At 38.2% G+C, this 13,860-nt stretch carries 9 protein-coding genes, 1 tRNA gene and 2 pseudogenes; all 12 read right to left on the bottom strand.

Features of this window, described 5'->3' with window-relative positions; all coding sequences use genetic code 11:
- Positions 1 to 3 precede the first annotated feature (3 nt).
- The 12 genes and pseudogenes from SOR_RS04345 to SOR_RS04290 all read right to left on the bottom strand — a co-directional run bounded on the left by SOR_RS04345 (position 4) and on the right by SOR_RS04290 (position 13,733).
- Positions 4 to 414: a type II toxin-antitoxin system death-on-curing family toxin gene (locus SOR_RS04345; protein ID WP_000219496.1), complete on the bottom strand. Its 411-nt coding sequence runs from the start codon at positions 412 to 414 to the stop codon at positions 4 to 6.
- Positions 411 to 647 carry an AbrB family transcriptional regulator gene (locus SOR_RS04340; RefSeq protein ID WP_000260600.1) on the bottom strand — a complete coding sequence of 79 codons (237 nt, stop codon included), beginning with the start codon at positions 645 to 647 and terminating at the stop codon, positions 411 to 413. The genes SOR_RS04345 and SOR_RS04340 overlap by 4 nt, the downstream gene beginning before the upstream one ends.
- An 82-nt stretch (positions 648 to 729) precedes the next feature.
- The gene (locus SOR_RS10465) at positions 730 to 1,806 is read right to left on the bottom strand and encodes a restriction endonuclease subunit S (protein WP_000766526.1); all 1,077 of its coding nucleotides are present in this window, start codon (positions 1,804 to 1,806) and stop codon (positions 730 to 732) included.
- Between the two features lie 11 nt (positions 1,807 to 1,817).
- Positions 1,818 to 2,345 (bottom strand): annotated as a pseudogene (locus SOR_RS10460) (restriction endonuclease subunit S); the annotation flags it as partial.
- 12 nt (positions 2,346 to 2,357) lie between these two features.
- Positions 2,358 to 3,852 (bottom strand): annotated as a pseudogene (locus SOR_RS04325) (type I restriction-modification system subunit M).
- 148 nt (positions 3,853 to 4,000) lie between these two features.
- Complete coding sequence (locus tag SOR_RS04320; protein ID WP_000633643.1) at positions 4,001 to 4,927, bottom strand: bifunctional riboflavin kinase/FAD synthetase; 927 nt, start codon at positions 4,925 to 4,927, stop codon at positions 4,001 to 4,003.
- A gap of 143 nt (positions 4,928 to 5,070) precedes the next feature.
- Entirely contained in the window at positions 5,071 to 8,610 is a 3,540-nt protein-coding gene (gene smc / locus SOR_RS04315; RefSeq protein ID WP_000280907.1) for a chromosome segregation protein SMC, read from the bottom strand.
- Positions 8,601 to 9,299: a ribonuclease III gene (rnc, locus tag SOR_RS04310; protein WP_000661474.1), complete on the bottom strand. Its 699-nt coding sequence runs from the start codon at positions 9,297 to 9,299 to the stop codon at positions 8,601 to 8,603. The genes smc and rnc overlap by 10 nt, the downstream gene beginning before the upstream one ends.
- A 182-nt stretch (positions 9,300 to 9,481) precedes the next feature.
- Positions 9,482 to 9,553: transfer RNA gene (locus tag SOR_RS04305), tRNA-Arg, on the bottom strand.
- Between the two features lie 67 nt (positions 9,554 to 9,620).
- On the bottom strand, positions 9,621 to 10,607 hold the full coding sequence (locus SOR_RS04300; protein WP_000931151.1) for a GMP reductase: 987 nt from the start codon (positions 10,605 to 10,607) through the stop codon (positions 9,621 to 9,623).
- Between the two features lie 173 nt (positions 10,608 to 10,780).
- Positions 10,781 to 12,094, bottom strand: a complete 1,314-nt coding sequence (locus SOR_RS04295; RefSeq protein WP_001223057.1) for an McrC family protein — start codon at positions 12,092 to 12,094, stop codon at positions 10,781 to 10,783.
- Positions 12,081 to 13,733 carry an AAA family ATPase gene (locus SOR_RS04290; protein WP_000389725.1) on the bottom strand — a complete coding sequence of 551 codons (1,653 nt, stop codon included), beginning with the start codon at positions 13,731 to 13,733 and terminating at the stop codon, positions 12,081 to 12,083. Before SOR_RS04290 ends, SOR_RS04295 begins: the two co-directional genes overlap by 14 nt.
- Positions 13,734 to 13,860 lie beyond the last annotated feature (127 nt).

Raw genomic sequence — 13,860 nt, 5'->3', positions numbered from 1 at the left:
ATACTAGCTTATTTTTTCTCTGACAGAATGTTCAGAAACCCATTTAGAATAGCTTATCATTTTTTCATCAGTTAAAGCTTCTACCGCTATAGTCACACACATATCAACCGCTTCTTCCACGGAAACAGCAAAGTGATAACCATTTAATTGTAAAAACTTCACCAAAACAAAGAAAGCTGTTCGTTTATTGGCGTTGGCAAAGACATGCTTCTTTATCAATTGGACAAATAATATTGTTGCTTTATCAAAAATTGTTGGATAAAGAGGTTTGCCAAAAACAAATTGTTCTGGTAAGTTCACAATCATATTTAACGCTGAGGGACTAACTGTTTGAATTTGCTCATTTGGAGAATACCGTTGAATTGCTAAAGCATTGATTTTTTCAATTTGCTTTTCTGTTAGATAGACTGTCATTTTTCCACCAAAGCTTTGAAAACATCGTCGTATTCATCAAAAATTGTATCCAATTTTAAGTTAAAGGCATCATCAGAAACATAAGAGACCTGATGATCCAATTCTTCAGGAGTAAAGATAATTTCGCCACTTGGTAACAATTTTGCTTCGTATTTAACACCACTTGGAATATTGAACTCGCTTGGAATCGTAATAGTGATTGAATTTCCTTGTTTTCTTGTTTTTACGACCATCTGATTTCCTCCTTTGAAGTATTATAACAAATAATTACGGTAATTACAATGATAGTGTAAAACTGCTATTTCATCTAGAATCTTAACCGAAATACTCCTGCATAAGTGATTTTTTCAATGTTTCCAATTCTTCCAGAGATTTTTGAATTGCCAATTGTGATTTGTCGACCTGAGCTACAAATTCTGCGAATTCGTTTTGGAGGGAAAGAGGGGGGATATTTAATTTGAAATTGCTAATGAAATCCTTAGGAATTCTTCTCTGTCCTCCGCTTCCTGTCATCTTTCTCTCACCTTCACGTCTAAATTCCGAGAGCATTGTTACATGGTATAACCATACTGTATTAACTGTGTTCTTGGGTCTAAGAACATGAAATTCAGTTGAACCAAACCCTATACCATTCAATAGCCCAAATAATGGGGCACCTTTCCCATTTTCAAAACATGGTGTAATTTTTGCAACAATTACATCATTATCCTTAAAAAAAGTAAACCCTTTTCGAACATCATCAATATTTCGATTAATAGATAAATTAATTTTCCCATTTTCACTAACGTTTGCCATTGGTATAAACGAAACATCTCCATTAAAGTTTAGTAGCTCTTCCCTTTTATTCGGATTTAACTCAGTGTGGTCTTCTAATTTAGACTGTGGATTTTCGAAAATATCCCCAAACATCTCGTTAAATCGGGATTTTACAAGGTCGGCAAGTTTCTCTATTTGTTTGTTTCGAATTAAGATTAGGTGTTCTAAATCATAAATAGTCTGAGCGATCTCTTTTTGAATTGTTATGTCAAAATCAGGTATTATAATCTTACTTAAAGATTGTCTGGTAATTTGTGGTTGTGCTGATCCAGTTATAACATCATTAAAACCACGATATTGAAGAAAGTAATATAAAAAATCTATCATGATTACTGATTCATCTAAGTCATCAAGTGCCATAGAGTTTCCAGTAACGTAAGAATAGGGCAGTGATTTATTTACTGTACCACAAGTCGCACCACGACAAGTTATACAAAGTGTAGGTTTCTCGTGATTATAATCAGAAAAGTAACCGATTATCCCATTTGCACCAAAAACTGGATATCCATCTTTAACTAATTCATTAGTTGAAATGGTTTTCCACTGTTTAGGTTTACACACATCAATTAATTTCACGCAACCACCTCCTCGAAATATCGGGATTTGACGAGCTCGTTATATTTCTCTGACTGTTTTTTACGAAAATTATAAATCTGCCTTATAGTATCCAGTTTCTTTGATATTATCTTCTGTTCTTGTATATCAGGCAAGAAAAATGAGATATCTTTAATTTTAGCTACTGAAAGATGTTTTACTGTAACAAAAGGCGTCTTATCTTCAATTTCTTTCAAGAATTTAGGAATCAACCAAGATATGTAACCTTCATCTACACTTTTATTCATAATTTTAATTTTACAGACACGTTGATTAAGTAGCGCTAAATCCCCCTCCCATTTTTTCAATATAAAACTGCCATCCATTGTAATCAATAAATCTCCATTTTTAATAAGATATTCTTCGGGATAGGCTCCTTCAAAGTAGGTATCAGAAAAACCTCTTTCTACATCTCGAATTCGTATTAAGGGGAGACCAATTTTTTTATCGTTAAATTGTGATGATTTAAAAGCATAACCAGATAAAATATCACAAACTTCCCCCAACTTCACTTTTTTCATACATCCATCTCCCTACTTGAGTAATTCTTCTAACTCTGCCAAGCCAGCTTGAATTTCTTTTTCTAGATCATTAATTTTCTTTAAGATGACTTCTGTTGGTTCATACTCAACTCTTTCATACTCAATTTCTTTGTATTTATTGATCGATAAATCATAATCATTATCCTTTATCTCATCGACTGGAACAAAGAAAGACTGGTCTGTTCTCTTACGTTCTGCTTCGTTGTCAAGTTGATGGAAACGTTGAGTAATATCTGGAATATCATTATCACTGATCGGTTGTCGTTTATCATCCAAACTTAAACCATCTGCTTTCATATCATAAAACCAGACCTTGTCCGTGCCGCCATTTCCAGTTTTTGTAAAGATGAGAATGGCAGTTGAGACTCCAGCATAAGGTTTGAAAACGCCACTTGGCATTGAGATTACAGCATCTAATTTATGATTCTCAACAATTTCTTGACGAATTCCTTTATGGGCTTTAGAAGAACCAAAGAGGACACCGTCAGGTACGATAACCGCTGCACGTCCCCCTGGTTTCAATGTACGCAAGAAAAGAGCAAGGAAAAGTAATTCTGTTTTTTTTGTTTTTACAGTCGCAAGAAGATCATTTGAAGTTGAATCGTAGTCAAGTGATCCCTTAAATGGAGGATTTGCTAAAACCAAAGTGTACTTATCTGCTTCTTCATTATCTTGAGATAGTGAGTCAAGATAACTAATTTGGGGATTTTCCACTCCATGCAGCATCATGTTCATTGCACCAAGTCTCAGCATAGTTGTATCCGTATCATTTCCATGAAACATATTGTTATGAAAATGGTTGATATTATCTGGATTGGTTTCCCATTCATCTTTCTTACGCTTTAAGTAACGGCTAGCAGAGACTAAGAAACCAGCAGACCCCATAGCAGGATCTGAGATGATATCTTTGATAGTTGGTTGCATCAACTCAACCATCATATCGATGATGTGACGAGGCGTACGAAACTGTCCATTTTTACCTGCTGTTGACAATTTTGATAGTAGATATTCATAGATGTCTCCAATATCATTCACTCCCTGTGTGTCACTATCAAAATCTATATCTGAACCTCTAGTTGGAAATTCGTCTAATATAGAAATAACCTTTTGCAATGTAGCTGGTTTATTAATTTGAAAGATAGCTTCTCGCATATAACGTGAAAAAGCTGTATCGTCAGTATCACCCTTAAGATTCTTAATAAATGGAAAAATCTCCTGAGTCATTAATCGATAAACTTCCTGAGCATCTCCTATATTTTTAAAGGTTGACCAACGGTATTCAGGTTTGTCTTTTGGAAAAATTCCCTCATAAGAAATCCCTAGAAACTCAGCATCGCTTTCGCGTCCAAGTTCGACACTATCCAAATCCTTCATAAACAGAAGATAAGTCAATTGTTCAATATTTGTTAGAGGATTTGCATTTCCTTCAGTCCACAGCATTTCCCACAGCTGATCAATTTTATTTTTTTAATTCGCCTGTAATCATATTAGTCTCTTTTCTTTGGTTTTTAAAATTATGAATATCACTATTTTAACAGATTTTCAATCAAGCTTCAATTATGTTTCTTTCTATTAAAATTTCTTTCAAAAATAAAAAAGCAAACACAAAATATGGTTCACTTTTTTAAACTTTTCTATTCTCCATTCTTCCAGTTTCGAGCAATCTCTTCGTCTTTCTGGAGTTGGTCTACGAGCTCTTCGATGGAGTCAAATTTGACCATATCACGGACACGATCTAGCCAGTAGACCATGACGGTCTCACCGTAAATATCATCTGAAAAGTCAAAAATGTTGACTTCAAAACGTGGCTCTTCTCCATCAAAAGTAACATTTTTCCCAACACTTGCCATTCCACGATATCTCTGACGTTGTACTTCTATATCGACTACATAAACACCGTCTGCTGGCATATAAGTCCGATCTCTGAGGACCAGATTGGCTGTTGGATAACCGATAGTACGCCCACGAGCATTTCCATGAACGACCATTCCACGGGTTGGGAGAGGTGTGCCTAGTAGATGGTTGACTTCCTTGACATCTCCATCAAGAATAGCTTGGCGAATCCGTGTGGAGCTGATCTTGCCCTTTTCGTCCTCGACCGGAGGAACAATGATAATCTCTCCATCAAAATAGTCCTTTAGGTCATCCGCAGTTTTCTTATCTGAGCCAAAGGTGTAATCAAATCCCGCTACGATAATAGCTGGTTTTAAAGCTCGAACATAGGTATCAAAGAATTCTTGACCCGTTAGACTAGCAAATTTGCTACTGAAGTCAAGTAAGAATAGAGCCTCTACCCCATGCCACTTCATCTTGTGCTCCCGTTCCTCGTGATTGACGATATGGAGCATGAGCTCAGGTTGATAAGGTTGTAAGGCAAGTTTTGGCGATTCTGTAAAGGTCATCACGACAACTGGCAGATAATCCTTCATTGAAGCCTTACTAGCCACTTCAAAAAGTTTCTGATGCCCCTTGTGGATGCCATCAAAATAACCTAGTACAAGGACTGTTTTCCCCGGTACTGCAATGTCTTTTTCGTTCTTAATAGGTACTGTTGTAATCATAAAACTATTATATCATAGAGAAAGTCTTTTCGCTAAGAGGAAATCCCAAATGTCGTTTTCTGCGCCTGAACTGACCTTAAGTGAAAATTTAGCACTTTAGTTTTAAAAAATAGCACCTCCTAAGAGATGCTATCATTTGGTAACTAGTCTATTGTTTCTTCTAAATCTTTTAATTTAACCGAAACAATCTTAGAAACACCTGATTCTTGCATGGTAACTCCATAGATAGAATCCGCTGCTGCCATCGTCCCCTTACGGTGGGTCACGACGATAAACTGACTATCCTTGTCAAAGCGGTTGAGGTAATCCCCAAAACGTTTGACATTGGCTTCGTCTAGCGCCGCCTCCACCTCGTCCAAGATGACGAAAGGAATAGTCTTGACTCGGATGATTGAGAAGAGCAGAGCCAGAGCAGATAGGGCTTTTTCCCCACCACTCATGAGGTTGAGAGATTGGATTTTCTTACCTGGAGGTTGGACAGAAATCTCCACACCAGCTGTTAAAAGATCGCCCTCAGTCAATATCAAATCTGCCTGACCACCGCCAAACATCTGTCTAAAGGTCACTTTAAAGGACTCACGAATAGCCTCAAAGGTTGATTTGAAGCGCTCCTTAACCTCATCATTCATCTCTGTGATGGTCTCAAGGAGTAGGTTTTTCGCAGACAAAATATCATCTCGTTGACTATTGAGGAAATCCAAACGGTTGTGGACTTCTTCGTACTGGTCAATAGCGTCCAAGTTGACAGGACCCAGTGAGCGAATAGCTTTCTCAAGATCTTTAACCTCTTGCTCTGCCAGATTGAGATCTTTCAACTCATGTGCTTTTTCTAGAGCCTCGGTGTAGCTGATCTGGTACTGGTCAGTTAATTGACCTTGTAGATAGCGTAAGCGTTCGCTGACCTTTTCTTTCTTGGCTTCAGCACGTGTTTGTTTGCGAATCCACTCTTCATTTTGCTGACGAGCTTGATCCAAATGGCTGGCAATATCATCCAGCTGACCTTCGATATCATCCAACTCAAACTGCTTGCGTATCAAACCTTGTTGGAGGTTTGTTTTCTGAGTTTTGGCCTCTTCCGCCTGCTGACTTAGCAGATCCGTATCCACTTTCTCAAGATTATCAACCTTTTCTTGGAGAAGACGCTGGATTTCCTCTTGTTCAAGATTGAGGTTATCCAATTCCTTACCTAGGCGTTCAATATCAGTCACTTCATACCGCTTTTGTCCTTGCAGTTCTGACTTAAGCAAGCGTGCTTGCGCTACTTGTTCCTGCAAGTTTTGATAGCGTTCTTGAATAGCGTTTTTATTAGACTTAATCTCTTCAATCTCAGCTTCCAGATTTTGCTTTTCACTGGCGATAGTAGCGAGGCGCTCTTGGCATTTTTCCTTATCCACTTGCCAATCTCCTTCAGTAAGGCGATTTAATTCCTCTTCTTGAAGTTTCCAAAGCGTTTCCAGTTCTTCGACCTGCTGATTGGTTTGTTGATAAGCAAGATACAAACCTTGCTCCTGAATACGAGCTTGCTCACCCTGAGATTTGATAGCTTCTAATCTTTCTGCCAATACCGCCATCTCATCTTGCACGGCCTTCAAACTCGCTTCTTCTGAACGCAGACTAGCTTCTTCTTCAGCAATTTCTTTTTGCAATTGCTCCAGTTCTGGCTTGATGAAAATACTGTTATTTTGACGATTGGCACCACCCGCGTAGGAACCACCAGTACGCAACTCTGTCCCATCCAGTGTCACCATACGAACCTGGTAACGAACTTGACGAGCGGCTGCACGCGCATGTTCTACAGTATCAAAAATTGCTGTCGTTGCTAACAAGTTTTTGAAAATAGCTTCTAGTCTCTTGTCAAACGACACCAACTCATCTGCCATGCCAAGGAAGCCTGGACTTGCTGCGATAGCATCTTGATTCTGACTAGAAATCGCACGAGCCTTGATAGTCGTCAACGGAAGAAATGTTGCACGACCGGCTCTGTTGCGCTTAAGGAAATCAATAGCCTTAGTCGCCGCGTTCTCATCTTCTACGATGATGTGCTGACTACTTGCTCCAAGCGCAATCTCCAAAGCAGTTTGATAATGCACATCAAAGGTCAAATGTTCACTAACTGCACCAATAATCCCACCTAGACGGTCTTTTTCTTGGAGAACACTCTTAACACCCGCGTAAAAGTTGCTATGATTTCTAAGGATATTCTCTAAACTTTGGGCTCTAGCCTGCTTGTTTTTGAGACTATCCAGACGGTCAAATAGTTGGCTCTGCTGGGCTTGATAAGAGGCTTTTTGTTCTTCTTGCTCCTTAGCACTAGCTTGGTAGTCAGCCAATAATTTCTGAACCTGCTCCTTGGCAGTTTCAAGCTCAGACTTTTGCTGACTTGCTTTCTCTTTAGCTGTAGCCAATTGTTCTTTCAGTTTCTCAAGTTGCTCTGCTTGTTTTTGAGATAACTGACGGCTGTTCTCTAGTTCATTCTCGATGCGGGTCAGTTGGTTTGAGACATCCGCTTCTTCTTGTAAAAGAGCGACAAAGCGTTCGCGCAAGAGCTCGATCATCTGGTCAGGATCATCAGAAAAAGCTAGCAATTCTGCTTCTAAACGATTGAGTTCCTTGTTATTTTCAGCTAGATTTTCCTCTAACTGTGCCAAGTTCACTTCTTTTTCAGATTTCTCTTTACTTAGAGTCTTTCTCTTATCTTCCAAAGCAGTCAAACGGGCTTGTGCTTCTTGTTGATTGAGGGCTACTTGCTCGGACTCCAGTTTTGATAGGGCTAATTTTCGTTCTAAATCACTTATCAGATTCGTCAGATCCATCAAACTTCCTTGGTCTTTGGATATTTGAGCTTGGAGATCTTGGCGTTTCTTTTTAAGACTTTGATTTTCTTCTTCTAACTCTTCACGCTTTTGATAATAACTAGTCAAAAGTTCCTGAACCTGAGTTAGTTCTTCTTCCGTCAGCTCTAGTTCAGCCTTGTTTTCCTTGATTTGGGCAACCAGTACATCCAAGTAAATCGCCTTACGTTGACCATCCAAGTCTAGAAACTTCCTAGCATTCTCTGCTTGTTTGGCAAGAGGCTTGATTTGATTGTCCAACTCATAGATAATATCCTCTAAACGGTCTAGATTGTCTTGAGTTTGTTGCAGTTTGCTTTCTGTTTCTTTTCTACGAGTTTTGTACTTTAAAACTCCAGCAGCTTCTTCAAAAATGGCACGGCGTTCCTCTGGTTTGGAGTTGAAAATCTCCTCAACCTTCCCTTGGGAAATAATAGAGAAGGAATCACGTCCCAAACCAGTATCCAAGAAAAGGTCATGTACATCGCGCAGACGGACTTTTTTGCCATCAATTCGATACTCACTATCACCACTACGGTAAATATGACGTTCTACCTTAATGACTTGCCCCGCATCCTTGATAAAACCATCTTCATTATCCAAGGTCACGACAACAGAGGCATAATTGAGCGGTTTGCGGCTTTCAGTCCCAGCAAAAATGACATCAGGCATCTTACCACCACGAAGACTCTTGACACTGGACTCTCCCAAGGCCCATCGCAGACTTTCCGTGATATTTGACTTTCCAGATCCATTTGGCCCAACAACAGCTGTCACGCCTTGATCAAAAACGACCTTGGTCTTGTCAGCAAAGGACTTGAATCCCTGAATCTCAATTTCCTTTAAATACATGAATTCAGCCCCTTCTCAACTGCATTTTTTGCGGCCTCTTGCTCTGCCAATTTTTTAGAACGGCCTTGACCTTTTCCAATACTCCTGCCTTCAACCAGGACTTCTACATCAAAAACCTTATCATGAGCAGGTCCCGTTTCAGAGGTCACCTGGTAACGAATATCCACATCGCCATTGACCTGAAGCAACTCTTGCAGATGTGTCTTGTAATCCTTAATCATTTCAAAGTCACCTGCTTCAACCTTGGGAATCATGACCTGATAGATAAACTCTTTTACCCTAGCCACATCCTTGTCTAAAAGCAAAGCACCCAGAAAGGCTTCAAAGGCATCACCAAGAATGGTGTCACGATTGCGCCCACCAGACTTTTCTTCCCCTTTTCCTAGCTTGATAAACTGATCAAACTGGCAATCACGCGCAAAACCAGCCAAACTCTCCTCGCGGACAATCATAGCACGGAGTTTGGACAAATCTCCCTCTGGTTTCTTAGGATATTTTTTATACAGATATTCTGAAATCAATAATTGCAGAACAGCGTCTCCTAAAAATTCCAAGCGCTCATTGTGTGAAATTTTTAAGAGGCGGTGCTCATTGGCATAACTCGTATGAGTAAAGGCCGTTTCTAGTAAGTTTTTGTCTGCAAATTCGATTGCAAAACGCTTCTTCAGTACAGTTTGTAATTCTTTCATACTAACCTCTTTCTAACTGATAACAGTCCTTCTTATTATATCAAAAAAAGCCCCCTGAGTCACTTTAAAACGGGACTAGAGGGGAATTGAGCATTTTTTAAAACAAACTTTTCAATTTTAGGGACAAATTTGGGGAGAAATAAAGAAAAAGCCTTATTTAAGGCTTTCTTAGGCTATTTACATCCACCCTGAGGGAATCGAACCCCCATCTCAAGAACCGGAATCTTACGTGATATCCATTACACTAAGGGTGGAAACTTGTCTTATTATAACAGAAATTTGCTCTAATAACAAGTTTTTTATGGGTGGACTAAGCGTCCATTAGTGGGAAGCATCCCCGTTCCAGATAGAGTTTTTCACGATAACATAATCAACGTGTTTGAGGTCAGCAACCTTGCGTCCACCTGCATAAGAGATAGCACTTTGCAAGTCCTGTTCCATCTCAGTAAGGGTGTCTTGCAAATGCCCTTTAGCAGGCAGTAAGATTCGCTTACCTTCCACATTTTTATATGCTCCCTTTTGGTATTGAGAAGCTGAACCATAGTATTCTTTGAACTGTTCCCCATCAACTTCGATTGTCTTTCCAGGGCTTTCGATATGTCCTGCAAATAGGGAACCAATCATGACCATGCTGGCACCGAAACGGATAGACTTGGCAATATCACCATGAGTACGAATGCCACCATCAGCGATGATCGGTTTGCGAGCAGCCTTAGCACACCAGCGAAGGGCTGCCAACTGCCAGCCACCTGTGCCAAAACCTGTCTTGACCTTGGTAATACAAACCTTACCAGGACCGATTCCAACCTTAGTGGCATCCGCTCCAGCATTTTCCAATTCACGCACAGCTTCTGGTGTTCCTACGTTACCAGCAATGACAAAAGTGTCTGGTAATTCTTTCTTGATGTGTTGAATCATAGAAATCACGCTATCCGCATGACCATGGGCAATGTCAATCGTGATATACTCAGGAGCATCAGCCTTGAGTCGGCTAACAAAATCATACTCGTAGTCCTTAACACCGACAGAAATGGAAGCAATGAGCCCTTGATCGTGCATGCGTTTGATAAAAGGAATGCGCCCAGCCTCATCAAAACGATGCATAATGTAGAAGTAGCCATCTTTAGCCAGTTGCTCTGCTACATTCTCATCCAAAATCGTCTGCATATTTGCAGGTACAACAGGTAGTTTGAAAGTGTGATTTCCAAGTGTGACACTCGTGTCTGCTTCTGCACGGCTTTTAATGACACATTTATTAGGAATCAACTGAATATCTTCGTAATCAAAAATTGGAAATTCATTTAACATATCGATGTCTCGTTTCTTTTATAATGACCTACCTATGCTTGCGCATCCCTACGTCTTTTCCGACGTTTCCTTAATTAATTATAAACAAAGGTACAGTTTTTGTCAAATATTTTTAATAATCAAATTATATTGTTCGGGAATTACTTATATAAATAGCAAAAAAAGCGAAGAGATTACTTTCTCCCCACTTCTTCATCAATAATCGCTTTAAAATTTTCTTCTGAATTTTCCATCATTTTACAAAATGCACTATAGGATGAGGCATTCTGAGGGATTTGGATAGACCACTTCTTCAATTGAGCTCCATAGCCAGCTAGTTTTCCTATTTCACTATTTACTGACTGCTCCATACTAGGAAAAATCAATCCTGCTTTCCAAGTTTTCCCAGCTTCTAAAATATATGAATAGGAAATCAACTGGAACAAGTCCTCGCGATTGATCCCTTTTTCAGTAAACTCCAGTTTTTTATATTTTGCATCTAGAACTATTTTTAACTCTTTATGATAAAAATCTGGAAATACTTTTCTTTCACGATTAGAAAATACTGAAATTCCGTCCGTCTTATCCTTATTTCGTGGATGGATGAAACCTTTTGGCAACAAGGTGTAGACATACTCTTCCCAAAGCCAGGCAACATCAAAGAGAATACCATGTACCCTTTGAGATTGAGGGCCAAGACCATGCTTTTCTCTACTCAGAATCATCAAGCAGAGTTCCTGTAATTTTTTATACTCTCTGAAATAGGCGTGTCGGATGGGTTTGATTTTATTCATTCTGATAATCTTGGCACGATTAGCTAGTTTATAAGCTGGAGTTACACGCGCAATTTCTGTCATATTTTCACGATTACTATCGAGCAGAACTCCGAAACTTTTCTGATTCTTTATGTACTCAATCGTATGTCGAATCAACTGCATGAGTGGATTATCATAAGTAAACTCTCTAGTTGTATAGGCAGTATTTCCCATAAAAGGAACATTTCTTTTAAGATGATTTCCAACATCTATCACTCCCTTTACATGACTGTCGTTATGAGAAAATCTTTGGTATTCCTTATAAAGACCTTTTCGAATTGCAGCTTGTAGATACTTGGGGAAGAGATACATCAAAAGTTGATAGAGCTTATCTTCACGCGACAAAGCTACATCTAAACTAGTGAGATTGATATGAAGAACCTTTTGCAAAAGATAATGTAAAAAATGGTCGTTACTTTCATCAGAAAAACGAGAGGAAATCGTCAATTTTTCCTGACCACACCCCAGAAAACCAATCACATTTCCAGTCTTAATTTCCTGATTGACAGTTTCAAAAATCTTTTGGTCCTTCTCTAAATCAGGAGTATGAGTCAAATCATTTGGAAAAATAAAGATATTATCCTCTCTAGAAAGGTTATCCAGTGTTCTATCAAGAAGAGCTTGACTTAGTTTGGGATATTCTGCGACAAAATCTTCTTTAGCAATTTTATGCTGATTATCAGTTATCCGCATCATTATCACCAGTATCTTGCTGAACTGTTTGCTCGTTATTTGTAAGATCAAATGCTTTTTTCAATGTTGCCAGAGTTTCAGACTCTTCATAAGAACCCCGTAAGTAATCCTCCAAAAGTGGTTTGAGATAATCAGACCAGAGTAATTCATAGTCAAAGTCCACATCCTTCAACTTAAGGAAATAACTTGGACCGATATGATAATGACTATTTAACTCCTGAACTTTTTCGATTTCAGCATTCAAGTTTCTTAGACGAATTTTAGCTTCTTCGGCTTTATCACCAAGCACTTCATCAAGCATACCAAGTTGACTTTCAGCAGTAATTTCAACAAAACGGAAACGACGACGCATAGCAAAATCAAAGGTGTCCACCGAGCGGTCAATATCATTCATTGTTCCGATGATGTAAACATTTTCGGGGATATAAAACTTCTCATCGTTTTCGTGTAGATTGGTATATTGAGTAGAAACACTCCCCTTCTGACCACGATAGCCAGGGTCAATAGAGAAAAAGAGTTCACCAAAAATCTTAGAAATCTCTCCACGGTTGATTTCATCAATGATGAAAACGAATTTCTTGTCTGTGTCAATTTCTGTTGGGGAAACATAGTCTTTCAAACCAAATCTCTTTCTCAATGTTTCTAGGACAGTTTTTCCACCACTTTTGTAGTATTCTTGCTTATTATAATTTTTATCTTTATACAACTCGTAAACATATTTGCGAGGTAGTGACCATCCTGGAACACCACTATCATAATTTACTGACAAATTTTGTCTACTATTAACAGATAAGTAAGATGTTTTTGTTATATATTCTTTTTCTTCAGCAACATTTATATATTCTAAGTAAGAATCCCAAGCCTCATCAAAATTATCTTGTCCTCCAATCAATTGGGCTTCTTTTGCTTTCTGACAAAAATCTTTAAAAATACCGTCCTGTAGCCTAAACTCAATAGATCCATCCCCATTTGATACCGGTCTCAAACCCTCTACAAAATCCGTATAATCATAAGATGGGTGAAACTGTACAAAGCCGATTTGATCTTTGTTGCCATCTGTTAATTCGTTTGCAATATCAATAGCAAGGTGTGTTTTTCCTGTACCAGGTGCACCTCGAAGGATAAGGTTTTTGGATTTTCTTAATATATCTAAATAATCGTTAATATTTTTATTCATAACAACTTTCTCTATATTTTTTCTGTATGTGCCATTTAGAATGGATTTATATAAATTGATACGTTCCTTGTTTCTGTCCCAGTTGATGGTTTGTCTTGCACCTTTTGTACCTTGGTATTCCCATCCACCATCTACTTTCAACCAATTAACACCAATACAATGTTTAAACTTTGATTTTGTTTCATCAAAATAATAAGGTTTCACACATTGACCAATTCCTAAAATTTTCTTAAATCCTGTGGTAGCTATTATGTAATCATCTTTTTTTATGTCATGAGCAAATTTCCAAATAAATTTATCTCTCTGTTTTCCCTGATTCAATTCTTGAGGATTTTTATAATCTAGAATACTAGACAAATTAGAATCAAAATCTATGCAAGCTATATTCTCTTCTTTAAATAAGGACCAGACATTGCCACCACGACCTGCAACTATCATCCAATAATTTACTTTATCTTCCATTTTATAGCTCCTGTTTCACATTATAGGCTGTTAAATTTAATTGATTAATTTCTATAAACATATATTTTATATATAGAATATCATATCCTATAAAAAGAAAAGAATTTCCAAACAAAAAGCCCAGTGT

The organism is Streptococcus oralis Uo5, from assembly GCF_000253155.1.
Taxonomy (GTDB): Bacteria; Bacillota; Bacilli; order Lactobacillales; family Streptococcaceae; genus Streptococcus; species Streptococcus oralis_L.
This window is presented reverse-complemented; position numbering and strand designations above follow the sequence as displayed.